Source organism: Streptomyces sp. YKOK-I1, from assembly GCF_054660435.1.
The window spans coordinates 4,439,279-4,462,657 of the sequence record NZ_BAAGDR010000001.1; the positions used below are offsets into that span (position 1 = coordinate 4,439,279).

The window sequence follows — 23,379 nt, forward strand, 5'->3', positions numbered from 1 at the left end:
CACCACCTCACAGAACGCAGAACGCAGAACGACGAACGAAGGCCGATGCACCCGGACCCGCGCACCTCCACCACCCGCTTCCCCGTCCCCGTCGACGCCGCCCTGCGCGCCGCCGGCTGGCAACCCGGACGCTGGGACATCAAACAGGCCGAGATCTGGGCCGACACCCTCCGCGACCACACCAGCCCCGCCGGCCACCGCCACGCCGTCTTCCCCGCCGCCGTCGAAGCCTGGGCCGAATTCGGCGGCCTCACCCTCACCCCCGGCGGACCCGGACGCCAGGTCGCCCCCACCCCCCTCCACCTCGACCCCCTCCACGGCCTCCACATGGCCCGCACCCTCGCCGACCTCGGCCGCGCCCTCGACACCGACGTCAGCCCCCTCGGCACCGAGACCGACACCCACTCCCTCCTCGCCATCGACGCAGAAGGCCGCGTCTACGCCCTCGACCACACCGGCGACTGGTACCTCGGCCCCGACATCGACCAGGCCCTCGCCGCCCTCGTCTCCGGCATCGAACCCGTACGCCTCACCGCCGGCTGACCGACCCCCTCACGGGGACGGAATCACCGCCGACACCCGGAAACCCCCCGCCTCCGTCGGCCCCGACACGAACACCCCGCCGAGCGCCACCACCCGCTCCTTCATCCCCACCAGACCGTTCCCCCCCGACGGCAACCCCGCCGACCCCGCCGAACCCACCTCCGGCGGCGGCTCGTTCTCCACCTGCATCGCGATCTCCGCCACCCGATGCGCCAACCGCACATGCGTCTTCGCCCCCGCCGCATGCTTGTGCACGTTCGTCAACGCCTCCTGCACCACCCGGTACGCCGTCTGCTCGATCTCCCCCGCGTACGACCGCACCTCCCCCTCCACCGACAGATCCACCACCATCCCCGCAGCCGCCGACTGCCCGATCAACTCCTCCAGCTCCTCCAGACACGGCCCCTCACCGTGGTGCTCCACCACCGCCCGCGAAGCCGCCGCCGCGGCCGCCACCCCCACCGCCGCCAACGGCACCGAAGCCGCCGCCCGCTCCCGCTCCCCGCCACTGCGCAGCACCCCGAGCATCTCCCGCAACTCGGTCAACGCCTGCCGCCCCATGTCCCCGACCAGAGCCGCGTTCCGTACGGCCTTCTCCGGATCCTTGCGCGCCACGGCTTGGAGCGCGGCCGCATGCACGACCATCAGACTCACCCGGTGCGCGACGACGTCATGCATCTCCCGCGCGATCCGCGTCCGCTCCTCGCCCCGCGCCCACTCGGCCCGCTCCTCGGCCCGCTCGGCGAGCAGCTGCAACTCCCGCTCCAGGCTGTCGGCCCGCTCCCGCAGGCTCTCCATCAGCCGGCGCCGCTGACCGACGTACAGGCCCAGCAGGACGGGCGGCGCGGTCAGCCCCAGCGACATCACGAGCGCCGCGAACGGTATGAACCAGTCCCCGATGGTCAGCCGCCCCGAATCCATGCTCTGCCGCACCCGGACGAACGTCACGATCAACGTCCCCAGCAGCTGCATCCCCGCCAGCGAGGCGATGATCCGGCGCGGCAGCTCGGACGCGGCGAGCGTGTACAGCCCGACCAGGCCCATCAGGAAACCCATCTGGGCCGGCGTGATCGCGATCGCCACCAGCACCACGGCGATCGGCCACTGCCGCCGCACCACCAGCACCGACCCGGCGAGCCACCCGAAAACGACCCCCACCGCCTCCGGGATCCCCGCGTCCCGCGCGAACGCCACGCCCTCCGCCGCGCACTCCACCGCCGACGCGGCGGCCAGACTCCAGTCGAACGCGGCGCTACGCCACCTGGGCCACCACAGTGGCCCCCTCCGTTCCGCCGCGGTCTCTTCCCCCGTCGAGGTCATGCCTCCAGCCTACGGGCGCGACCCCGCGCCTTTCTGTCGACTTTCTACGACCGAAACCCGGCACTTTCCCTCGAACAGGTGAACTGCCCCCGTTCGACCCCGGAAGCCGCCATTCCGCCCGGACGGTATGTGCATGGCACATTCCCCTGGCAAGTACGCGGACTTCGAGACGCTTCGGGAGCGGGCGGTCGCCTTGCGGCGGGCGGGCTACAGCCTTCGGCAGATCCGCGACGAACTGAAGATCTACAACAACGACATCCTCAACAGGCTGGTGAAGGGCGAGCCCCCACCGGAGTGGACGAAGCGCCCGAACGCCAAGGACGACCTCCGCGCCAAGGCCCGCGAGCTGCGCCTCCAGGGCTGGACGTACGACCGGATCGAGGCGGAACTGGGGTGCTCTCGCAGCTCGGTGTCGCTGTGGGTGCGGGACCTCCCCAAACCCGAGCCTCGGTACACACCTGAAGAACAGCGAGCCCTCATGCAAGCGGGCCTGGCCAGGCGGCGCGCCACTGAGGACGAGGAGCGCAAGAAGACGAAGCTCGCAGCGTGCGAGGAGATCGGCGCCCTCACGGACCGAGATCTTTTCATGGTCGGAGTGGCGCTGTACTGGGCCGAAGGCTCGAAGAGCAAACCCTACGACCGACGCGAGCGGGCCATCTTCGTCAACAGTGACCCAGGCGCCATTCGCACCTACCTCGCGTGGCTCGAACTGCTTGGCGTAGACCGCGAGCGGGTGGGCTTCCGCCTCCTCATCCACGAGTCCGCCGATGTCGAAGCCTCTCACCGATTCTGGGCAGGGGTCGCCGACATCGACGCCTCCGACTTCGCCAAGGCGACGCTGAAGAAGCACAACCCGAAGACCGTCCGCAAGAACACGGGCGAGGGCTACCACGGCTGCCTAGTCATCACCGTCGCGCGAAGCGCGGAACTCTACAACCGCATCGAGGGCTGGTGGGAGGGAATCGTGGCCCAGCCCGGCATCCGTCTCCGGTAGGGTCTGAAGCGCTGTCCCCCGTGGTGTAACTGGCAGCACACTAGATTTTGGATCTAGCAGGACAAGGTTCGAATCCTTGCGGGGGAGCCACAGCACACAAGACCTCGGTTCGGGCCCTGACAGCACTGTCAGGGCCCACTCTCATGTCCGCCAGGAAACGCCCCGGTATCCTTCGGATGTCCCCACCTCACTCCACAGCCGAAGGGCACATCCGTGAGCGCCATTCGCCCGGCAGCCGTCGTCGTTCTCGCAGCGGGTGAGGGCACCCGTATGAAGTCGGCCACACCCAAGGTCCTCCACGAGCTCTGCGGTCGCAGTCTCGTCGGGCATGTGCTGGCCGCCGCCCGTGAGTTGGACCCCGAGAACCTGGTCGTCGTCGTCGGGCACGCGCGCGAGAAGGTCACCGTTCATCTGAACGACATCGACCCGCACGTACGCACCGCCGTGCAGGAGCAGCAGAACGGCACCGGTCACGCCGTCCGGATCGCGCTGGAGGAGCTGGGCAGCCGGGTGGACGGGACCGTGGTCGTCGTCTGCGGCGACACCCCCCTCCTCACCGGCGCCACCCTGTCCGCACTGGCCGCGACCCACCACGGCGACGGCAACGCGGTCACCGTGCTGACGGCCGAGGTGCCGGACGCCACCGGGTACGGGCGGATCGTCCGGGACGAGGTCACCGGTGCGGTGACGGCCATCGTGGAGCACAAGGACGCCTCCGACGCGCAGCGGGCGATCCGGGAGATCAACTCCGGGGTGTTCGCGTTCGACGGTGCGCTGCTGACCGACGCGCTGAAGAAGGTGCGGACGGACAACAGCCAGGGTGAGGAGTATCTGACCGACGTGCTCGGGATCCTGCGCGAGGCCGGGCACCGGGTGGGCGCGTCCGTGGCCGCCGATCACCGGGAGATCGCCGGGATCAACAACCGGGTGCAGCTCAGCGAGGCCCGCCGGATCCTCAACGACCGGCTGCTGACCGCCGCGATGCTCTCCGGGGTGACGGTGATCGATCCGGCGACCACGTGGGTCGATGTGACGGTCACGTTCGAGCAGGACGCGGTCGTCCACCCGGGGACCCAGCTGCTCGGTGCCACGCATCTCGGTGAGGGCGCTCAGGTGGGTCCGAACAGCCGGCTCACGGACACGGTCGTCGGTGCGGGGGCCCGGGTCGACAACGCGGTCTCCTACGCGTCGCACATCGGTGCGGGCGCGAGTGTGGGGCCGTACGCCTATCTGCGGCCGGGTACGCGGCTGGGTGCGAAGGGCAAGATCGGGACGTACGTCGAGACGAAGAACGCCTCGATCGGGGAAGGGACGAAGATCCCGCACCTGTCGTACGTCGGTGACGCGACGATCGGTGAGTACTCGAACATCGGTGCCGCGAGTGTGTTCGTGAACTACGACGGACAGGACAAGCATCACACCACCATCGGCTCGCACTGCCGTACGGGCTCGGACAACATGTTTGTGGCTCCTGTCACGGTCGGGGACGGTGCGTACACCGCCGCCGGGTCCGTGATCACGAAGGACGTGCCGCCCGGTTCGCTGGCCGTGGCCCGTGGTCAGCAGCGGAATATCGAGGGTTGGGTGGCTCGCAAGCGTCCGGGGAGTGCCGCCGCGCAGGCGGCCGAGGCGGCTGCGCGGCAGGGCGAGGGCGAAGACTGACCGGAAACGGGTACGTCAAACACGGCGTACCGTGATAAGTGCGAATCCGCACCCCCCTGAGAGACCTCTGAGGAGACAGTGCTGTGACCGGGATCAAGACGACCGGCGAGAAGAAGTTGATGTTCTTCTCCGGCCGCGCCCACCCCGAGCTTGCCGAGGAGGTCGCCCACGAGCTGGGTGTCGGGGTCGTCCCGACGAAGGCCTTCGACTTCGCCAATGGTGAGATCTACGTCCGTTACCAGGAGTCGGCGCGTGGTGCGGACTGCTTCCTGATCCAGAGCCACACGGCTCCGATCAACAAGTGGATCATGGAGCAGTTGATCATGATCGACGCGCTGAAGCGGGCTTCGGCGCGTTCGATCACGGTGATCGTGCCGTTCTACGGCTATGCGCGGCAGGACAAGAAGCACCGTGGCCGTGAGCCGATCTCGGCGCGGCTGATCGCGGACCTGATGAAGACGGCGGGTGCGGACCGGATCCTGACGGTGGATCTGCACACGGACCAGATCCAGGGCTTCTTCGACGGTCCGGTGGACCACCTGTTCGCGCTGCCGCTGCTGGCGGACTACGTGGGCAGCAAGGTGGACAAGTCGAAGCTGACGGTGGTCTCGCCGGACGCCGGCCGGGTGCGGGTGGCCGACCGCTGGTGCGACCGGCTGGGCGCGCCGCTGGCGATCGTGCACAAGCGGCGTGACAAGGACGTGGCGAACCAGGTGACGGTCCACGAGGTCGTGGGCGAGGTCAAGGGCCGGGTCTGTGTGCTGGTCGACGACATGATCGACACGGGTGGCACGATCTGCGCCGCGGCGGACGCGCTGTTCGCGCACGGTGCGGAGGACGTCATCGTGACGGCGACGCACGGTGTGCTGTCGGGTCCGGCGGCCGACCGTCTGAAGAACTCGAAGGTCAGCGAGTTCGTGTTCACCAACACGCTGCCGACGCCGGGCGAGCTGGAGCTGGACAAGATCACGGTCCTGTCCATCGCGCACACGATCGCGAGTGCGGTGCGCGAGGTGTTCGAGGACGGGTCGGTGACGAGCCTGTTCGACGAGCAGTAAGCCTGTTCGCGCTTCAGGATGATCGATTTTTCTGCGGCCTCCTTCGCCGAGTAGACTTCTCCAGTTGCTCGGCGAGGGAGGCCGCATCCTTGGATGCGACGCTCCGTTATCGACGCGCTCTTCGTAGCAGGCCGTTCGTGGCCGGGTGACCACGTCCGATCCGATGTTCTACGAGGAGTGATCATGTCCGAGGTCAAGATCTCCGCCCAGACCCGCAGCGAGTTCGGCAAGGGTGCCGCCCGTCGTATCCGTCGTGACAGCAAGGTCCCCGGTGTCCTGTACGGCCACGGCTCGGACCCGCTGCACCTGACCCTCCCGGGCCACGACCTGCTGCTCGCGCTGCGTACGCCGAACGTCCTGATCTCCCTGGACATCGACGGCAAGACCAGCGAGCTGGCCATCCCGAAGGCCGTCCAGCGTGACGCGATCAAGGGCTACCTGGAGCACGTCGACCTGCTGCTGGTCAAGCGGGGCGAGAAGGTCACGGTCGAGATCCCCGTGCACGCCGAGGGCGAGCTGGCCGCCGGCGGCAACCTGCTGGAGCACGTCCTGAACGCGCTGCCGGTCGAGGCCGAGGCCACCCACATCCCCGAGGGCGTCACGGTGTCCGTCGAGGGCCTGGAGGCCGGTGCCTCCGTCCTCGCCAAGGACATCACGCTGCCGAAGGGTGTCACCCTGGCCGTGGACGGCGACGCCGTCGTCCTGCAGGTGCTGGCCGCGCAGGCCGAGGAGGCCCCGGAGGGCGAGGCCGCCGAGGGCGAAGAGGTCGCCGAGGCCTGAGCCGCGCAGCTCTCGTAGCTCTCATAGCGGTACATCAGCTCCAGCCGCTGTTTCCCTCGTCCGGGGGGAGCAGCGGCTGCTGCGTAAGGAGACATGGACGTGACGACCCCCGCCAACGCGCCGTGGCTGATCGTGGGCCTCGGCAATCCCGGTCCTGAGCACGCCGGCAACCGCCACAACGTCGGTTTCATGGTGGCCGATCTGCTGGCCGAGCGGATCGGGGGGAGGTTCAAGCGGGCGGGCAAGGCGCAGGCCCAGGTCGTGGAGGGGCGGATCGGGCCGCCGGGGCCGGAGAACCGGCGGGTGATCCTGGCGAAGCCGATGTCGTTCATGAATCTGTCCGGCGGTCCGGTGAACGCGCTGCGGGACTTCTACAAGGTGCCGGTGGCGAACATCGTGGCCGTGCACGACGAGCTGGACATCGACTACGGCACACTGCGGGTGAAGCTGGGCGGCGGGGACAACGGGCACAACGGTCTGAAGTCGATGACGAAGGCGATGGGCGCGGAGTACCACCGGGTGCGGTGCGGGATCGGGCGTCCGCCGGGGCGGATGCAGGTGGCGGACTTCGTGCTGAAGGATTTCTCCTCGACGGAGCGCAAGGAGCTGGACTGGTTCGTGGACCGGGCGGCCGACGCGGTCGAGTGTCTGGTGATCGAAGGGCTGGAGCGGGCGCAGAGTACGTACAACTCGTGATGTGTCGCCCTCGGAGGTTGACTGACCGCTGAGGCTTGGCCAATGATCCCGGCCATGCCTGCCCCTGCTGTCGCGTCCCATCGCCGTACCGGCCGTACCGGCCGTAAAGGCCGGAAGAACAGCTCTCCCCCGGCCCGCCGGGCGTCCGTGACCGCCCTGCGTGTCGGGCGGCTCGCGGCGATGGGGGCGGTCGCGGCGCTGATCCTGTTCGCCGGGGTGTGGGGTTCATGGGGTACGGCGCAGCAGGTGATGCTGACGAAGGGGCGGGAGCACGGCACGATCGAGGTGACGCGGTGCGGTGCGCAGAGCTGTTCGGGGCCGTACACGCCGTTGTCGGAGGGGTCGACGGCGCGGTCGCGGGTGGTGATCGAGAAGTCGGTGGCGGTGCGCAAGGGGCGGACCTACACGGTCGTGGTCAAGCCGGACGGCGACGAGGTGGTGCGGTCGGGTCCGGCGGGGGTGCTGTACGCGTGGGTGCCGATGGGGGGTGCGCTGCTGCTCGCGTCGGTGGTGGTCGCGGGTGGCCTGGGGCGGGCGCGGTGGGGGTGGGTGCTGGCGGGGTCCGGTATGGCCTTGTTGACCGCCGCCTTTGTGACGATCTGAGTCGCTTTCGGCGCACTTCATTGCTGTGAGGCGCCCATATGTTGCCTGTTCGTGATTGACCGGCGGTCAGGAGTGGTTGGAAGCTGAGCCGCCCCCTCCACATCTTCCCTTTCGTCACTCGAAGATGGACTGCCCCATGCGTACCCTCACTCGGGCCGGAGTCGTCGCCGTCGCGTCCTCGGCGGCCCTGCTGCTGGCTCCCGCCGCCCACGCGGCCAAAGGCGACGACGGCGATGTGAAGACCCACCGGTCGACGACCGCCGAGTCCGACCGGCGCGACGAGCCCAAGGTCTGCTCGTTCTATCTCGACGCCTTCGGCTTCGACGGGCTCCAGCAGGTCGCCTGGCACATCGAGGCCTGGGCCGACAACGACGCCGAGAAGGGCGAGACCGTCAAGTCCGGCTCCATCACGCTGGACTCGGACGGTCACGGCCGGACCCAGGATCTGTCGCTGCCCGACGGCCAGTACAAGCTGTTCTGGAACTTCGAGGGCGAGAAGGGGGCCGCGAAGCACAAGGTGTTCAAGGTGGACTGCCAGGAGGAGGGCGGCGGCGGTTCCTCTCCCTCGTGTTCGCCGTCGGGTTCGCCGTCGGGTTCGCCGTCGGGCTCGGCCTCGTCGTCCGCGTCTCCTTCCTCGTCCGCCTCGCCGAGCTCTTCGGTCGCGCCGAGTTCTTCCGCGTCCGCCGAGCCGTCGTCCTCCTCGGGTGCGACCCCGTCCTCGGCGTCCACCCCCCAGGGCGGCACCGGCGGTCTCGCCGAGACCGGCAACGGGGCGCCGGTCGGCGTCCTGGCGGCCCTCGCGGCGGCGCTGGTGGGTGCCGGCGGTTACCTCGTGGCCCGGCGGCGCCGGGCCTGACGTACGGCACAAGCCGGGTGCCCCCGAGCCTCGTACTTCTCCGAGGCTCGGGGGCACCCCCTTTGCTGTCCCGCCTTGCTGTTGTCGTAGGCGCTCAGCCGGTGTTGCGCAGGCCCGCCGCCACGCCGTTGACCGTGAGGAGCAGGGCGCGGGAGAGCAGCGGGTCGGGTTCGGCGCCCGCCGCCGCGGCGTCGCGCTGCCGCTTGAGCAGGGTCACCTGGAGGTAGGAGATCGGGTCCAGGTAGGCGTCGCGGATGCTGAAGGTCTGCTTGAGGACGGGGGTGGCGTCCAGCAGTTCGCGCTCGCCGGTGACCCTGAGGACCTCGGCGACGGTGAGCTCGTGCTCGGCCCGGATGCGGTCGAAGACGTGCTTGAGGCCGTCGGGGACGAGGGTGTCGACGTAGTGCTGGGCGATCCTGAGGTCGGTCTTGGCGAGGGTCATCTCGACGTTGGAGACGAAGTTGCGGAAGAAGTGCCACTGTTCGTGCATCTCGTCGAGCACGGTGTCGAGGCCCGCCTCGCGCAGGGCCTTCAGGCCGGAGCCGACGCCGTACCAGCCGGGGACGATCTGGCGGGACTGGGTCCAGCCGAAGACCCACGGGATGGCGCGCAGTCCGTCGAGCGAGACGCCCGAGCCGGGGCGGCGGGAGGGCCGGGAGCCCAGGTGCAGGTCGGCGAGCTGGTCGACCGGCGTGGAGGCGAGGAAGTACGTCGGCAGGTCGGGGTCCTCGACGAGTTCGCGGTAGGCCGCGTGCGCCGCGTCGGAGACGACGTCCATGGCGGCGTCCCAGCGGGCGAGGGCTTCGTCGGACTGGCGGGGCGCGGTGTGCAGGGCGGAGGCCTGGAGGGTGGCGGCGACCGTCAGTTCCAGGTTCTCCCTGGCCAGGGAGGGGATGAGGTACTTGTCGGAGATGACCTCGCCCTGTTCGGTGACCTTGATCTCGCCTTCGAGGGTGCCCCAGGGCTGGGCGAGGATCGCGTCGTGCGAGGGGCCGCCGCCGCGGCCGACGGTGCCGCCGCGGCCGTGGAAGAGGCGCAGGCGCACGCCGTAGCGGTGGGCGACGTCGCGCAGCCGGCGCTGGGCGCGGTGGATCTCCCACTGGGAGGTGGTGATGCCGCCGAACTTGGAGGAGTCGGAGTAGCCGAGCATGACCTCCTGGACGTCTCCGCGCAGGGCGACGAGGCGTCGGTAGGAGGGGTCGGAGAGCATCTCCTCCAGGATGGTGTCGGCGGCCTTGAGCTCGTCGGTGGTCTCCAGGAGGGGCACGATGCCGATCTTGGCCCAGCCGGCGTGCAGGTCGATCAGGCCGGCCTCGCGGGCGAGGACGGCGGCGGCGAAGACGTCGTCGGCGCCCTGGCACATGGAGATGATGTACGACTCGATGACCTCGGGTCCGAAGACCTCCAGGGCCCGCTTGACGGTGAGGAAGACGCCGAGGGTCTTCTCGCCGGCCGCGTCGACGGGCGCCGGGGTGGGGGCGAGCGGCCTCCTCGACCGCAGCTCCTTGGCGAGCAGCTTCGTACGGTATTCGCGGGGCATGTCCACGTACCGCCAGGACTCCTCGCCGAGGCGGTCGAAGAGCTGGCCGAGTGCGTGGTGGTGGGCGTCGGCGTGTTCGCGGACGTCCATGGTGGCGAGCTGGAGGCCGAAGGCGGCCAGGGTGCGGATGGTGCGGTTCATCCGGCCGTCGGCGATGAGGCCGCCGCGGTGCTCGCGCAGGGAGTTCTGCACGAGGGTGAGGTCCGCCAGGAGTTCGCCGGTGCCGAGGTAGTCGCGGCCGGGCTCGTGCGGGGTGCCCTTGGCGAGGCGCTGCTTGGTGTTCTCCAGCTTCTGCCGGACGCAGGTGGCCTTGAGGCGGTAGGGCTCCTCGGCGTTGAGTCGCTTGTAGCGGGGGCTGATCTCGGGCAGGCGTTCGAGGTCGGTCTTGAGGGAGTCCAGCAGTTCCTCCGTCGCGCCGGTGTAGCGGATGGAGTTCGACAGGAAGCCGCGCAGCTCGTCGATCGTCTCCAGGGCGTCGTTGATGCCGTGTTCGTGCTGGAGGATGAGGACGTCCCAGGTGACCTGGGGGGTGACGTTGGGGTTGCCGTCGCGGTCGCCGCCGATCCAGGTGCCGAAGGTGAGGGGGCGGGTGTCCTCGGGGAGGTGGACGCCGACCCGCTCCAGCTCGGAGGTGAGGTCCTCCAGGACGTCGCCGACGGCGTTCGCGTGCAGCTCGTCGAGGTAGTAGATCGCGTTGCGGGCCTCGTCGGCGGGCTCGGGGCGTACGACGCGCAGCTCGTCGGTCTGCCAGACGAGGTCGATGTTCTCGGCGAGGCGCGTGTCGTGGCGCCGGCGGTCGGCCTCGATGACGGGGGTCTCCAGAAGCGCGGCGATGCGCCGGAGCTTGTTCAGTACCGACCGGCGCGCGGCCTCGGTGGGGTGTGCGGTGAACACCGGGCGGACGTTGAGATGGCGGACGGACTCGCGGACGTGCTCGGGGTCGGCGTCCTTGAGGCGGTCGGCGGTGCGGGCGAGGAGACCGCCCTCGGCGGCGCGCTTGGCGCGCAGCTCACGGCCGCGGTGGACCTGCTCGGTGACGTTGGCGAGGTGGAAGTAGGTGGAGAAGGCGCGGACGAGCTTGGCCGCGGTCTCCAGTTCGGTGCCGCGCAGCAGTTCGGCGGCGGCCTCTCCGTCCTCGCGGGTGAGGCGGCGGACCTTCTCGACCAGGTCGAGCAGCTCGGGGCCCTCCTGCCGGACGAGGGTCTCTCCGAGGAGGTCACCCAGTCGGCGGATGTCGGCCCTCAGTTCGGTACTGGTGGTCGCCGTGGACTCGGTCTGGTCGTCGGCACTGCTCACAGGTGCGGCTCCTTGCAGTGGTGAAGCTCGTCTGGGCGGGCCCGGGACCGTCCTGGCGGCGGGTACCGCATACGGGCCGGACATCCGGGAAGAAAACAGAGCGGACCGCGCTGTCCGACCGTCTCCAAGGATAGGTGGCGGACGGGACGCGCAGACGGTCGGGCTCTTGCCGCCGGGCAGGGCACTGCCATACTTACGATGCCGTAGGTTACGGAACCGTAGGAAGCCGTACGCGGCATCCTGCGCGCGGTGGCCGTGACCCGGCGACCTGCCACAACACCCTCGAACCCCCCAGGGGACGCCCCATGACCACGAGCTCCGATGTGATCGACGACGCCCCGAAGGCGAACGACGGCGCTCCACTTCCCTCCGCGACGCTCGGTGGCGAGCAGAAGCGTTCGCTGGAGCAGATCAGCCTTCTCCTCTTCATCATCGTTCCGTTCCTGGCGCTGCTCGCGGCGGTTCCGCTGGCCTGGGGGTGGGGGGTCAGCTGGCTGGACCTGGGCCTGCTGGTCTTCATGTACTACCTCGGGTGCCACGGCATCACGATCGGTTTCCACCGGTACTTCACGCATGGCTCCTTCAAGGCGAAGCGGCCGCTGCGGATCGCGCTGGCGGTGATGGGGTCGATGGCGGTGGAGGGGCCGCTGGTGCGCTGGGTGGCGGATCACCGCAAGCACCACAAGTTCTCGGACGCGGAGGGCGACCCGCATTCGCCGTGGCGGTTCGGGGAGACGGTCCCGGCGCTGATGAAGGGCCTGTGGTGGGCGCACATCGGCTGGATGTTCGACGAGGAGCAGACCCCGCAGGACAAGTACGCGCCGGATCTGATCAAGGACGGGGCGATCCGGGCGGTCTCGCGGCAGTTCATCTTCTGGACGGTGGTGTCGCTGGCGATCCCGCCGCTGGTGGGCGGGCTGGTGACGATGTCCTGGTGGGGCGCGTTCACGGCGTTCTTCTGGGGGTCGCTGGTGCGGGTGGCGCTGCTGCACCACGTCACCTGGTCGATCAACTCGATCTGCCACGCGGTGGGCAGGCGCCCCTTCAAGTCGCGGGACCGGTCGGGGAACGTGTGGTGGCTGGCCGTGCTGTCCTGCGGTGAGTCCTGGCACAACCTGCACCACGCGGATCCGACGTCGGCGCGGCACGGTGTGATGCGGGGGCAGCTCGACTCCTCGGCGCGGCTGATCCGCTGGTTCGAGGCGTTCGGGTGGGCGTACGACGTGCGCTGGCCGTCACGCTCGCGTATCGATTCGCGTCGCAACACGGATGCGGACGGCTCCCGGCGCCGGAAGGCGGCCGCGAAGGCGGCATGATTGACGCCGTGGCGACCGACTCCAGCAGTACCCCCAGTCCCGGCGGCGAAGCGAAGCCGCGGCGCGCCCGGCGCACCCGGATGACGGGGGCCGAGCGTCGCCAGCAGTTGCTGGAGATCGGTCGCACCCTGTTCGCGGCGAAGGGTTTCGAGGCCACGTCGGTGGAGGAGATCGCGGCGAAGGCCGGGGTCTCCAAGCCGGTGGTGTACGAGCACTTCGGCGGCAAGGAGGGGCTGTACGCGGTCGTCGTGGACCGGGAGATGCGGCGGCTGCTGGACATGGTGACCGGCTCCCTCACCGCCGGTCACCCCCGTGAACTGCTCGAACAGGCGGCGTTCGCGCTGCTCGACTACATCGAGGAGCACACGGACGGGTTCCGGATCCTGGTCCGGGACTCCCCGATCCCGCAGTCGACGGGGTCGTTCGCCTCGCTGATCTCGGACATCGCCACCCAGGTGGAGGACATCCTGGGCCGTGAGTTCAAGAGCCGCGGTTTCGATCCCAAGCTGGCGCCGCTGTACGCGCAGGCGCTGGTGGGGATGGTGGCGCTGACCGGCCAGTGGTGGCTGGACGTGCGCCGGCCGAAGAAGGCCGAGGTCGCGGCCCATCTGGTCAACCTGGCCTGGCACGGGCTGGACGGGCTGGAGGCGAAGCCGCACCTCATAGGACGCCGTAAGGCGTAGCTGTGCGCCGTTCCTCACACACGGGGTTCGAGGAACTCCAGGCGGTTGCCGACGGGGTCGCGGACGTAGAAGCGGTCGTGGCCGGGGAGGTCGTCGTCCCAGGTGACGTCCACTCCGTGGGACCGGACCCGGTCGGCGTAGGCGACGATGCCGGCGACCCGGAGGCCCGGGTGGGCCTTGGCCGACGGCCGGAAGTCCTGCTCCACCCCCACATGGATCTGTACGGCGCCCGCCCGGAACCAGCAGCCGCCGCGCGCGGCGAGGACGCCGGGTTTGGGGATCTCCGTCATCCCGAGGACGTCGGTGTAGAAGAGGCGCAGGAGGTCCTCGGTGCCGGGCGGGGCGGCGAGCTGGACGTGGTCGACGGCGGTGATCATCACGCGCCCTTGGTGGCCACGGCGAACAGGCGGCGGAAGGGCAGGACGGTGCCGTACGGGGTGCGCGGGTAGGCCTCGCGGAGCAGGTCGCGGTACTCGGCGACGAAGGCGTCCCGGGCCTCGGGGTCGTCGGCGAGGGCGTCGAGGGCGGGGCGCAGTCCGGTGCCCTTGACCCAGTCGAGGACGGGGTCCTCGCCCGTGAGGACGTGGTGGTACGTCGTCGTCCAGACGTCGGTGGCGCAGCCGAGGCGGGCGAGGCGGTCGAGGTAGACGCCGGGGGCGTGGACGGAGTCCTCGGGGCGCAGGACGTGGGCGAGGCGGTCCTTCCAGCGGGGGGTGTCGCCGAGCGCGCGCATGAGGGCGTGCAGGGGGGCGTCGGTGTTGTGGGGGACCTGGAAGGCGAGGGTGCCGCCGGGGGCGAGCCCGTCGAGCCAGGCGGGGAGGGCGTCGAGGTGGCCGGGGACCCAGTGCAGGGCGGCGTTGGAGATCAGCAGGTCGTAGGTCTCGTGGGGGGTCCAGCCGGTGAGGTCGGCGTGGGCGAAGTCGAGGCGCGGGCCGGCGTGCGCGGCGGCGTCGGCGAGCATCTGCGGGGAGTTGTCGTAGCCGGTGATGCGGGCGGTGGGCCAGCGGTCGGCGAGGACGGCGGTGACGTTGCCGGGGCCGCAGCCGAGGTCGGCGATGCGGGGCGGGTCGCCGGGGAGGTCGGGGACGCGGGCGAGGAGGTCGTGGAAGGGGCGGGCGCGGTGGCCGGCGTGGCGGAGGTACTGGGCGGGGTTCCAGGAGGGGTTGGTCGTCATGCCTCTCACTCTCCTCCGCGCATATCTTGACGTCAAGAGACTTCATCTCGAGAGACTTGATCTCAAGAGACTTCACGTCGACACAACCACTACACTGATCGCCATGGAGGACGAGGTCGATCGGCTGGTCGCAGCGTGGCGCCGGGAGCGCCCGGACCTCGACGTGGAGCCGCTGGAAGTACTCAGCCGGGTGAGCAGACTGGCCCGGCACCTGGACCGGGCGCGCCGGCTGGCGTTCTCCGAGCATCAGCTGGAGCCCTGGGAGTTCGACGTGCTGACCGCGCTGCGGCGCGCGGGAGCGCCCTACCAGCTCTCCCCCGGGCAGCTGCTGACGCAGACGCTGGTGACGTCGGGCACGATGACGAACCGGATCGACCGGCTCACGAAGAAGGGCCTGGTGGAGCGGCTGCCGGACCCGAGCGACCGGCGCGGTGTGCTCGTCCGTCTCACGGACGACGGCAAGGACCGCGCCGATCAGGCGCTGGCCGGGCTGCTCGACCAGGAACGGGCGATCCTGGCCGAGCTCTCGCACGCCCAGCGCGGCGAACTGGCCGCCCTGCTACGCCAGCTGACCGCCCCGTTCGACAACATCCCCGGCTAGGTCGACCGGCCCGACGCCCGCTCGGCGGGCCAGGGCGACGGCGGCGAGGGTGGAGTGGACGCCCAGTTTGCCGAGGACGTTCTGCATATGGGTGCGGACGGTGTGCGGGGAGAGGAAGAGGCGCTCGGCGACGGCCTTGCGCCCCAGGCCCGCCACCATGCACCGGAGCACCTCGCGCTCCCTCGGCGTGAGGGACTCCACGAGCCGTTCACTCTCGGTGCGGTGCTTGCGGGCGGCGGTGAGTTCGCGCAGGACGCCGGTGAGCAGGGCGGGCGGCAGATGGGTCTCCTCGCGCAGCACCCCGCGGATGACGGTGAGCAGCCGCGACAGCGAGCAGTCCTTGGCCACCCATCCCGAGGCCCCGGCCTGGAGGGCGAGGGCTGCGCGGCGCGGGTCGTCCTTCTCGGCGAGGACGACGACCCGGACATGGGACTGGCCGGAGCGCACACCCGCGACGAGGGAGATCCCGTCGACGAGCCCGTCCTCGCCCACCTCGTGCACGGGCACGGCGGGCCGTATGCCGGGCAGCGCACCGCCCGGACCACCTCCCGCTCCCGCTCCGGCGCCGAGATCGGCGTCGACGAGCAGCACGTCGTAACGGCGCCCCTCGGCGGCCGCGCGCTCCAGGCTGCGCAGCGCCGCGGGGCCGCTGCCGGCCGCGGAGACGTCGACGTCGGGCTCCGCGGCGAGCGCCGCTGCGAGCGACTCGGCGAAGATGCGATGGTCGTCGACGACCAGGACTCGGATGCGAACCACGAAACCCCCTTCCCCAGGCCCCTGTCCGGAGCCGGGGATACCCCAAGGTCCTGAAAGACGGAGAACGACGACCGGCGCGGGTGCGACGCCCGGAGGGGATACGGGTCACCGCACGGCCGCCGCCGTGCAGAGACTGCTACCCCGACTCCGGGCGTCGTACCCGACTGTCTCGCCCCCTGATCGGCACCGGCCCCCACCGGTGCTGTTCATCAGGGTAGGGCTGTGGGCGGGGAGCGGAAGGAAAAACGCAGAACTGGTTGGCCAGGGCGTTTATGGTGTGCCGCATGTTTCGTCTTGAGACAGAAGTCGACAGCACGAGGCGCGATCTTCTTCGCTCGCGGCTCCGCGACACCAACACGGCGGCCTCCCCCGTCCTGCGGGCGCTGCGCGGTACCCGGGCCGAGCGGGAGACCGCGTTGCACGTGTGGGTCTCGGACGCGGCCGGTGACCTCGTGGGCGGGCTGGTCGGGCACACCTGGACGACCTGGCTGCACGTCGCCTACCTCTGGGTCGACGAACGCCACCGCGGCACCGGGCTCGGCAGCCGCCTCCTCGCCGAGGCGGAACGGGTCGCCGTCGAGGAACGCGGCTGCCGTCACGTGCGTCTGGAGACCTGGGACTTCCAGGCGCCGGACTTCTACCGGCGCCTGGGCTACGAGGTGGTGTGCGTGATCGAGGACTATCCGCCGGGGATCACGGAGTACACGCTGACGAAACGGCTGGGGTGAGACGGGAGCGTCCCGTCCCACCCCTGCTCTTTCCGGACGGCCGGTCAGATCAGGCGGCGCGCCCCCGCCGACGGGACCGCCTCGAAGACGCGGGGAGCCGTGTGGCCGGCCGCCGCGAAGGCTTCCTCGATCGCCTTGGTGAGGGTGTCGACCTCGGTGGCGTCGGTGAGGACGATCGCGGAGCCGCCGAAGCCGCCGCCGGTCATCCGGGCGCCGAGGGCACCGTGGGCGACGGCGGTGTCGACGACCAGGTCCAGCTCGGGGCAGGAGACCCGGAAGTCGTCGCGCAGGGAGGCATGGCCCTCGGTGAGGACCGGGCCGACGGCGCGGGTGTCCCCGGCCTCCAGCAGGGCGACCGTGCGTTCGACGCGCGCGTCCTCGGTGACGACGTGCCGGACCAGACGGCGGACCTCCTGGATCTCCTCCGCGTCGCCGAGCCGGGCGAGGGCCGCGTCCAGGCCGTCGTACGGGATGTCCCGCAGCGCGTCGACGCCGAGCAGGGCGGCGCCCTTCTCGCAGCCCTCGCGGCGCTTGCCGTACTCGCCGGTGCTGTGGGAGTGCTTGACCTGGGTGTCCACGACCAGCAGCCGCATCCCCTCGGCCGCGAGGTCGAGCGGGATCTGCTTCTGGGAGAGGTCGCGGGTGTCGAGGAAGAGGGCGTGGCCCTCCTCGCAGCAGGCCGAGGCCGTCTGGTCCATGATCCCGGTGGGGGCGCCGACGTAGACGTTCTCCGCGCGCTGGCACAGGCGGGCGAGCTGCCAGCGCTGCAGGCCCAGCTCGTAGAGGTCGTTCAGGGCGAGGGCCACGACGACCTCGATCGCCGCCGACGAGGACAGGCCCGCGCCGGTCGGGACCGTCGAGGTCAGATGGATGTCGGCGCCGGTGACCGGGTGGCCGGCCTCGCGCAGCGCCCAGACGACCCCGGCCGGGTACGCCGTCCAGCCCTCGTCGGACTCCGGGACGAGGTCGTCGAGGCGGAGCTCGGCGACACCGCCCTCGATGTCGGAGGAGTGCAGGCGCAGACGGCCGTCCTCGCGGCGGGAGACCGCGGCGAGCGCCTGGTGCGGCAGCGCGAAGGGCATCACGAAGCCGTCGTTGTAGTCGGTGTGCTCACCGATGAGGTTGACGCGGCCGGGCGCGGCCCACACCCCGTCGGGCTCGGCGCCGTACAGCCCGGCGAACGCCGCGCGCACTTCCTGTGCCGCCACTGCTGCCCCCACTACTGCTCCCTTGCGATGTGCTGCGCGAACCGCCAGGCGTCCGCGACGATTCCGGCGAGGTCCGCGCGGGACGGGTTCCAGCCCAGCTTCTCGCGGGCGGTGGCCGCGGAGGCGACCAGGACGGCCGGGTCGCCGCCCCGGCGGGGGGCCACGACCTCGGGGATCGGGTGGCCGGTGACCTCCCGGACGGTCTCGATCACCTCTCGGACCGAGAAGCCGTTGCCGTTGCCCAGGTTGCAGATGAGGTGCTCGCCCGGGGTGGCGGCGGCGACGGCGAGGAGGTGGGCCTCGGCGAGGTCGGCGACGTGGATGTAGTCGCGTACGCAGGTGCCGTCGGGGGTCGGGTAGTCGTCGCCGTAGACGGAGATGGCCTCGCGGCGGCCCTGGGCGACCTGGAGGACGAGCGGGATGAGGTGCGACTCGGGGTCGTGGCGCTCGCCGTACGACCCGTACGCGCCCGCGACGTTGAAGTAGCGCAGGGAGACCGCGCCCAGGCCGTGCGCCGCCGCCTCGCCGGTGATCATGTGGTCGACGGCGAGCTTGGTGGCCCCGTAGGGGTTGGTGGGCTTCGTCGGCGCGGTCTCGACGATCGGGACCTGCTCGGGCTCGCCGTAGGTGGCGGCGGTGGAGGAGAAGACGAGCTTGCGCACGCCGGCCTCGCGCATCGCGGCGAGCAGGGCCATGGTGCCGCCGACGTTGTTGTCCCAGTACTTCTCGGGCTTCACGACGGACTCGCCGACCTGCGAGGACGCGGCGAAGTGCAGCACGGCGTCGAAGGAGGCGTCGAGCCACTTGGCGGCGTCGCGGATGTCGCCCTCGACGAAGGCGGCGCCGGCGGGGACGCCCTCGCGGAAGCCGGTGGAGAGGTTGTCGAGGACGACGACCTCGTGGCCCGCCTCCAGCAGGTGCTGGGCGACGACGCCGCCGACGTAGCCGGCCCCTCCGGTCACCAGGTACTTCATGAACTCGCTACCTCTCGCAGTCGCTCGGCCGCGCGCTCCGGTGGCACGTCGTTGATGAAGACGTTCATGCCGGACTCGGAGCCCGCGAGGAACTTCAGCTTGCCGGACGTCCGGCGGATGGTGAAAAGCTCGAGGTGGAGGGCGAAGTCGTCGCGGTTGACGCCGTCGAACTCCTCCAGCGCGCCGAACGGCGCCTGGTGCCAGGCGGCGATGTAGGGCGTGGGCGGTTCACCTTCACCGAAGATACGGTCGAAGCGCCTCAAGAGTTCCAGGTAGACCTGGGGGAACTCTGTGCGGGCCTCCTCGTCGAGCGCGAGCAGGTCGGGCACCCGCCGCCGGGGGTACAGGTGCACCTCGTACGGCCAGTGCGCCGCGTACGGCACGAAGGCGACCCAGTGTTCACCCTCCAGGACGACCCGCTCGCCGGCGAGTTCACGCTCCAGCACGGCGTCGAAGAGGTTCTCCCCGCCGGTGGCCTCCTTGTGCGCGGCGACCGAACGCAGCATCAGGGCGGTCCGGGGGGTGGTGAACGGGTAGGCGTAGATCTGCCCGTGCGGGTGACCCAGGGTCACCCCGATCTCGGCACCCCGGTTCTCGAAGCAGAACACCTGGTCGACGGAGGGCAGATGCGACAGCTCGGAGGTCCGGTCCGTCCACGCGTCGAGGACGAGGCGCGCCTGCTCCTCGGTGAGGTCGGCGAAGGACGCGTTGTGGTCGGAGGTGAAGCAGACGACCTCGCACCTCCCGGAGTCGCCGGCCAGGGAGGGGAAGCGGTTCTCGAAGACGACGGCGTCGTACGACGAGTCCGGGATCTCGCTGAGCCGCTCGCCCTGGGAGGGGCACAGGGGGCATTCGTCGGCCGGCGGGTGGTAGATGCGCCCCTGCCGGTGCGAGGCGATCGCGACCGAGTCGCCCAGCAGCGGGTCCCGGCGTACCTCCGAAGTGGTGACCGTCGGGTCCAGCGGACGCCGGTCCACCGCGTCGCGCACCGAGTCGTCCCGCAGGTCGTAGTAGATCAGCTCACGACCGTCGGCCAGCCGGGTCGAGGTCTTCTTCACCGCGACTCTCCATTGCCAAGTAAGTACCCATCAAACAGAACCGAACACATAAAAACATAAACACGCGCGGGAAGTAACCCCCCACAACCAAACAAAGACCACCAGACAAGGTGAGCTACGGATGCAGACCCCCACAGACCCCGTGCGGCTGGCAGCCGAGCTGCGACTCCCCACGAACGTGCTCGACTACACGATCCTCGGCATCTACTTCGTCGTCGTCCTGGGCATCGGCTTCGCCGCCCGCAAGTCGGTGCGCACCAGCCTCGACTTCTTCCTCTCCGGGCGCTCGCTGCCCGCCTGGATCACCGGCCTCGCCTTCATCTCGGCCAACCTCGCCGCCACCGAGATCCTCGGCATGGCCGCGAACAGCGCCCAGTACGGCGCCTACACCGTGCACTGGTACTGGATCGGCGCCATCCCGGCGATGGTGTTCCTGGGCCTGGTGATGATGCCGTTCTACTACGGCAGCAAGGTCCGCTCGGTGCCCGAGTTCCTGCTCCTGCGCTTCGACCGGGGCGCCCATCTGCTCAGCTCGGCCCTCTTCGCCTTCGCGGCGATCCTCATCGCGGGCGTCAACCTCTACGCGCTGGCGATCGTCGTCGAGGCCCTGCTGGGCTGGCCGCAGTGGGTGGCCATCGTGGTCGCGGGCTTCTTCGTCCTCGCCTACATCACCCTGGGCGGCCTGTCCTCGGCGATCTACAACGAGGTGCTCCAGTTCTTCGTGATCCTGTCCGCGCTGATCCCGCTGTCGGTGCTCGCCCTGAAGCGGGTGGACGGCTGGGACGGCCTGACGGACAAGCTGACCGCCACCCACGGGGACGACTTCGTCACCGCCTGGGGCGGCACCGGCATCGGCAGCGCGAACCCGCTGGGCGCGAACTGGCTCACGATCGTCCTCGGCCTCGGCTTCGTCCTCTCCTTCGGCTACTGGACGACGAACTTCGCCGAGGTCCAGCGCGCCCTGTCGGCGAGGAACCTCTCGGCCGCCCAGCGGACGCCGCTCATCGCGGCGTACCCCAAGATCTTCATCGTCTTCCTGGTGATGATCCCGGGGCTGGTCGCGGCGGCCCTGGTGCCGGGCTTCGGCACCGAGGACTCGGGCTACCAGTACAACGACGCCATCCCGTACCTGATGCAGGACCTGCTGCCCAACGGGGTGCTCGGCATCGCCGTGACCGGACTGCTGGCGGCCTTCATGGCCGGCATGGCGGCCAACGTCTCCTCCTTCAACACCGTGTTCACGACCGACATCTGGGCGAAGTACGTCGTCCGGGACCGCGAGGACGCCTACTACGTCCGCTTCGGCCGGCTGATCACCGCGATCGGGGTCGCCGCCTCGGTCGGGACGGCCTTCCTGGCCTCGTCCTTCTCCAACATCATGAGCTACCTCCAGACGCTGTTCTCCTTCTTCAACGTCCCCATGTTCGTGGTCTTCATCATCGGGATGTTCTGGAAGCGGGCGTCGATGAAGTCGGGCTTCTGGGGCCTGCTCGCCGGCACCACCGCGGCGATGGTCAACTACTTCGTCCTCTACAAGCAGGACGTCATCGGCATCCCCACCGACCAGGGCGCGAACTTCGTCTCCGCGATCGCCGGATTCGTGGCCGGGGCGGTCGTCATGGTGGCGGTCTCGCTGTTCACCGCGCCCAAGCCCGACGAGGAGCTCCAGGGCCTGGTCTACGGCACCCGCTCCCCCGGCATGGCCGAACCCCCCGCGGCCGGCGACGACGCCTGGTACCGCAGGCCCGCGCTGCTCGGCTGGGGGGCCGTGATCCTGGCGGCGGCCTGCTACATCCCGTTCTCGTTCTGAGCCCGTTCGCGCCGCCCGCGGCAGAGCGCCGTACGCGGGAGACTGGAGAGACCATGTCCGAGCACTTCGAACCCGAGGAACGCCACGAGGCCGCCGAGCGGCTGCGGCACGCCGGGTACTCCGAGGCCGAGCTCCAGCGCGAGATCACCGAGCTGGAGCAGCAGTCTACGACCGCGGCCCGCATCTTCGACCTGCGCCGCATCATCGGCGGCCTGTTCGTCCTGTACGGCGTCATCCTCACGCTGACCGGCCTGACCGACAGCGACGCCGAGATCGACAAGGCCCAGGGCATCAACATCAACCTCTGGACCGGCCTCGGGATGCTGGCCCTCGGCGTCTTCTTCCTGGTGTGGCTGTGGCTGCGCCCGGCATCGGCCCCGGCCCCGCCGCTGCCGGCCCCCCAGAACACGCCCGGAGAATGAACCGCCGGAGCAGCCCCGCCCCCGCCAGGTACCCGGCCACCCCTTCGGTCTCCTCGGGGGACAGCGGGATCTGGGGCTCGGCCGTCGCCGGGCCGTCGATGACGCCGCGCAGAGTGGCCGCGGGGTCGGCGGGCAGCCGGGGCGCGAGGGCGGGGCAGGGGGCGCGGGTGACCGGGTCGGTGTCGACGAGCCCCTCGCAGAGGTGGGCGTGCGCGGCGGTGGCGAAGGCGGACGCGGTGCGGGTCGGGTCCCGGCTGCCGTCGTTGCCGTAGCCGATCACGGCGGTCGGGGTGCGGTCGGGGCCGCCGGCGCCGGTGTCGTCGGTGGAGGGCGGGCCGCCGCAGACCGCGAGGGAGGCGGACAGGGCGGCGGTGCTCGTCGGGAACGCCCGGCGGCCAGCCACCGATCAGCCGTGTAAACAACCCTGCGGGTCAATACACCTAGGGCGCCGGGTCGGCGGTCTGGCGGTCGGGGCCGAGGGGGGCCGCGCGGTCGAGCAGGCCGGTGCGGGCGGCCAGGGCCGCCGCCTCCAGCCGGGAGCCGACGCCGAGTTTCATGAGGACACGCTGGACATGGGTGCGGGCCGTGGAGGGGGCGATGCCCATGCCGGCGGCGATGAGACGGGTGTCCTCGCCGTCGGCGACCCGGACCAGGACCTCGACCTCGCGCGGGGTGAGCATCTGCAGGAGCCGCTGGCCCTCGTCGTCCGGCTGGGCGGCGGGGTTGAGGAGTTCGCCGAAGGCGCCCTGGAGGAGCTGCGGGGCGACCGCGGCCTCGCCCGCCCGCGCCTTCATGATGGCCCGCTCGACGCCCTCGATGCGCTCGTCGTGGCGCACATAGCCGGAGGCGCCCGCGGCGAACGCGGCGGCGATGCCCCGGGGGCTGGGCACCGGCCCGAGGACCAGGACCGCCACCTGCGGACGCTCCCGCTTGATCCGGACCACCGGGTCGAAGATGCCCGGCTCGGCGGGGGCCGCCGTCCCGAGCAGGCACACCTCCGGCGCCCGGGTGATCACCAGCTCCGCCGCTCCCGCGGCCGGCGCCGCCGCGGCGAGCACCCGGTGCCCCCGCAGCTTCAGCGCCGAGGCCAGCGCCTCGGCGAGCAGTCGGTGGTCGTCGACCACCATCAGCCGCACTCCCATCGGCAACCCCCCAGTCCCCCCACGGAACACAACAAGACGGAACACAGCAGAACTGTCACAACAGACAAAAGGTGCCCCCCGGCACCCCGTTCTTCATGCCCCCGGAAGCTACACGCTTGTTCGACGTTGCGCTCCCCCTACCGGCGAGAAGTGCCCCGG

The 23,379-nt window shown here is 70.5% G+C and carries 23 protein-coding genes, 1 tRNA gene and 1 pseudogene; 15 read left to right on the top strand and 10 right to left on the bottom strand.

What is annotated here, in order from left to right:
• The first annotated feature begins 45 nt into the window (after positions 1 to 45).
• Positions 46 to 543, top strand: coding sequence for an SUKH-3 domain-containing protein (locus ACYQ8Q_RS19305; RefSeq protein ID WP_460066489.1), 498 nt, complete (start codon positions 46 to 48; stop codon positions 541 to 543).
• A gap of 9 nt (positions 544 to 552) precedes the next feature.
• Here the strand turns inward: ACYQ8Q_RS19305 and ACYQ8Q_RS19310 are convergent, their stop codons facing one another.
• Positions 553 to 1,863: a sensor histidine kinase gene (locus ACYQ8Q_RS19310; protein ID WP_460066491.1), complete on the bottom strand. Its 1,311-nt coding sequence runs from the start codon at positions 1,861 to 1,863 to the stop codon at positions 553 to 555.
• Positions 1,864 to 1,996: 133 nt separating this feature from the next.
• Between ACYQ8Q_RS19310 and ACYQ8Q_RS19315 the strand changes: the two genes are divergently transcribed.
• The 8 genes from ACYQ8Q_RS19315 to ACYQ8Q_RS19350 all read left to right on the top strand — a co-directional run bounded on the left by ACYQ8Q_RS19315 (position 1,997) and on the right by ACYQ8Q_RS19350 (position 8,512).
• Complete coding sequence (locus ACYQ8Q_RS19315; RefSeq protein ID WP_460066493.1) at positions 1,997 to 2,857, top strand: hypothetical protein; 861 nt, start codon at positions 1,997 to 1,999, stop codon at positions 2,855 to 2,857.
• A gap of 14 nt (positions 2,858 to 2,871) precedes the next feature.
• A tRNA-Gln gene (locus tag ACYQ8Q_RS19320) sits at positions 2,872 to 2,947 on the top strand.
• A 123-nt stretch (positions 2,948 to 3,070) separates the two neighbouring features.
• Complete coding sequence (gene glmU / locus ACYQ8Q_RS19325; protein ID WP_460066494.1) at positions 3,071 to 4,519, top strand: bifunctional UDP-N-acetylglucosamine diphosphorylase/glucosamine-1-phosphate N-acetyltransferase GlmU; 1,449 nt, start codon at positions 3,071 to 3,073, stop codon at positions 4,517 to 4,519.
• A gap of 83 nt (positions 4,520 to 4,602) precedes the next feature.
• Positions 4,603 to 5,577: a ribose-phosphate diphosphokinase gene (locus ACYQ8Q_RS19330; RefSeq protein ID WP_055635124.1), complete on the top strand. Its 975-nt coding sequence runs from the start codon at positions 4,603 to 4,605 to the stop codon at positions 5,575 to 5,577.
• 183 nt (positions 5,578 to 5,760) lie between these two features.
• On the top strand, positions 5,761 to 6,357 hold the full coding sequence (locus ACYQ8Q_RS19335; RefSeq protein ID WP_460066496.1) for a 50S ribosomal protein L25/general stress protein Ctc: 597 nt from the start codon (positions 5,761 to 5,763) through the stop codon (positions 6,355 to 6,357).
• Between the two features lie 93 nt (positions 6,358 to 6,450).
• Complete coding sequence (pth, locus tag ACYQ8Q_RS19340) at positions 6,451 to 7,053, top strand: aminoacyl-tRNA hydrolase (RefSeq protein WP_460066497.1); 603 nt, start codon at positions 6,451 to 6,453, stop codon at positions 7,051 to 7,053.
• 42 nt (positions 7,054 to 7,095) lie between these two features.
• On the top strand, positions 7,096 to 7,656 hold the full coding sequence (locus tag ACYQ8Q_RS19345; RefSeq protein WP_460066498.1) for a hypothetical protein: 561 nt from the start codon (positions 7,096 to 7,098) through the stop codon (positions 7,654 to 7,656).
• Between the two features lie 136 nt (positions 7,657 to 7,792).
• Positions 7,793 to 8,512: an LPXTG cell wall anchor domain-containing protein gene (locus ACYQ8Q_RS19350; RefSeq protein WP_460066499.1), complete on the top strand. Its 720-nt coding sequence runs from the start codon at positions 7,793 to 7,795 to the stop codon at positions 8,510 to 8,512.
• Positions 8,513 to 8,606: 94 nt separating this feature from the next.
• On the opposite strand, the gene ppc is transcribed toward ACYQ8Q_RS19350, so the two are convergent.
• Positions 8,607 to 11,348: a phosphoenolpyruvate carboxylase gene (gene ppc / locus ACYQ8Q_RS19355; protein ID WP_460066501.1), complete on the bottom strand. Its 2,742-nt coding sequence runs from the start codon at positions 11,346 to 11,348 to the stop codon at positions 8,607 to 8,609.
• Positions 11,349 to 11,653: 305 nt separating this feature from the next.
• On the opposite strand from ppc, the gene ACYQ8Q_RS19360 reads away from it, so the two are divergent.
• Together ACYQ8Q_RS19360 and ACYQ8Q_RS19365 are read left to right on the top strand one after the other, a co-directional pair.
• The gene (locus ACYQ8Q_RS19360; RefSeq protein WP_460066502.1) at positions 11,654 to 12,664 is read left to right on the top strand and encodes an acyl-CoA desaturase; all 1,011 of its coding nucleotides are present in this window, start codon (positions 11,654 to 11,656) and stop codon (positions 12,662 to 12,664) included.
• On the top strand, positions 12,661 to 13,347 hold the full coding sequence (locus ACYQ8Q_RS19365) for a TetR family transcriptional regulator (RefSeq protein ID WP_460066504.1): 687 nt from the start codon (positions 12,661 to 12,663) through the stop codon (positions 13,345 to 13,347). The genes ACYQ8Q_RS19360 and ACYQ8Q_RS19365 overlap by 4 nt, the downstream gene beginning before the upstream one ends.
• 14 nt (positions 13,348 to 13,361) lie before the next feature.
• On the opposite strand, the gene ACYQ8Q_RS19370 is transcribed toward ACYQ8Q_RS19365, so the two are convergent.
• Complete coding sequence (locus ACYQ8Q_RS19370) at positions 13,362 to 13,724, bottom strand: VOC family protein (protein WP_460073402.1); 363 nt, start codon at positions 13,722 to 13,724, stop codon at positions 13,362 to 13,364.
• Positions 13,724 to 14,521 carry a trans-aconitate 2-methyltransferase gene (locus ACYQ8Q_RS19375; protein WP_460066506.1) on the bottom strand — a complete coding sequence of 266 codons (798 nt, stop codon included), beginning with the start codon at positions 14,519 to 14,521 and terminating at the stop codon, positions 13,724 to 13,726. The genes ACYQ8Q_RS19370 and ACYQ8Q_RS19375 overlap by 1 nt, the downstream gene beginning before the upstream one ends.
• Positions 14,522 to 14,624: 103 nt before the next feature.
• Between ACYQ8Q_RS19375 and ACYQ8Q_RS19380 the strand changes: the two genes are divergently transcribed.
• Positions 14,625 to 15,122 carry a MarR family winged helix-turn-helix transcriptional regulator gene (locus tag ACYQ8Q_RS19380; RefSeq protein WP_079661767.1) on the top strand — a complete coding sequence of 166 codons (498 nt, stop codon included), beginning with the start codon at positions 14,625 to 14,627 and terminating at the stop codon, positions 15,120 to 15,122.
• Here ACYQ8Q_RS19380 and ACYQ8Q_RS19385 read toward each other — a convergent pair.
• Positions 15,081 to 15,878 (bottom strand): LuxR C-terminal-related transcriptional regulator, encoded by a 798-nt coding sequence (locus tag ACYQ8Q_RS19385; RefSeq protein WP_460066508.1) that lies wholly within the window; start codon positions 15,876 to 15,878, stop codon positions 15,081 to 15,083. The two genes, ACYQ8Q_RS19380 and ACYQ8Q_RS19385, sit on opposite strands and share 42 nt — an antisense overlap.
• Positions 15,879 to 16,150: 272 nt before the next feature.
• Here ACYQ8Q_RS19385 and ACYQ8Q_RS19390 point away from each other — a divergent pair, with 272 nt between their 5' ends.
• Complete coding sequence (locus ACYQ8Q_RS19390) at positions 16,151 to 16,606, top strand: GNAT family N-acetyltransferase (RefSeq protein WP_460073404.1); 456 nt, start codon at positions 16,151 to 16,153, stop codon at positions 16,604 to 16,606.
• 44 nt (positions 16,607 to 16,650) lie between these two features.
• Here the strand turns inward: ACYQ8Q_RS19390 and galK are convergent, their stop codons facing one another.
• The 3 genes from galK to galT are packed head-to-tail and all read right to left on the bottom strand — an operon-like array spanning position 16,651 to position 19,846.
• Positions 16,651 to 17,826: a galactokinase gene (gene galK, locus ACYQ8Q_RS19395; protein ID WP_460066510.1), complete on the bottom strand. Its 1,176-nt coding sequence runs from the start codon at positions 17,824 to 17,826 to the stop codon at positions 16,651 to 16,653.
• Positions 17,826 to 18,788, bottom strand: coding sequence for a UDP-glucose 4-epimerase GalE (gene galE, locus ACYQ8Q_RS19400; protein WP_460066511.1), 963 nt, complete (start codon positions 18,786 to 18,788; stop codon positions 17,826 to 17,828). Before galE ends, galK begins: the two co-directional genes overlap by 1 nt.
• Positions 18,785 to 19,846, bottom strand: coding sequence for a galactose-1-phosphate uridylyltransferase (gene galT, locus ACYQ8Q_RS19405; protein ID WP_460066514.1), 1,062 nt, complete (start codon positions 19,844 to 19,846; stop codon positions 18,785 to 18,787). Before galT ends, galE begins: the two co-directional genes overlap by 4 nt.
• A 121-nt stretch (positions 19,847 to 19,967) precedes the next feature.
• Here galT and ACYQ8Q_RS19410 point away from each other — a divergent pair, with 121 nt between their 5' ends.
• Both ACYQ8Q_RS19410 and ACYQ8Q_RS19415 read left to right on the top strand, forming a co-directional pair.
• Complete coding sequence (locus tag ACYQ8Q_RS19410; RefSeq protein ID WP_460066516.1) at positions 19,968 to 21,656, top strand: sodium:solute symporter family protein; 1,689 nt, start codon at positions 19,968 to 19,970, stop codon at positions 21,654 to 21,656.
• Positions 21,657 to 21,709: 53 nt separating this feature from the next.
• Positions 21,710 to 22,078 (top strand): hypothetical protein, encoded by a 369-nt coding sequence (locus ACYQ8Q_RS19415; protein ID WP_460066519.1) that lies wholly within the window; start codon positions 21,710 to 21,712, stop codon positions 22,076 to 22,078.
• Positions 22,079 to 22,190: 112 nt separating this feature from the next.
• Here the strand turns inward: ACYQ8Q_RS19415 and ACYQ8Q_RS19420 are convergent.
• Together ACYQ8Q_RS19420 and ACYQ8Q_RS19425 are read right to left on the bottom strand one after the other, a co-directional pair.
• Positions 22,191 to 22,481, bottom strand: a pseudogene (locus ACYQ8Q_RS19420) (ABC transporter substrate-binding protein); the annotation flags it as partial.
• 37 nt (positions 22,482 to 22,518) lie between these two features.
• Positions 22,519 to 23,220 (bottom strand): helix-turn-helix transcriptional regulator, encoded by a 702-nt coding sequence (locus tag ACYQ8Q_RS19425; RefSeq protein WP_460066521.1) that lies wholly within the window; start codon positions 23,218 to 23,220, stop codon positions 22,519 to 22,521.
• Positions 23,221 to 23,379 lie beyond the last annotated feature (159 nt).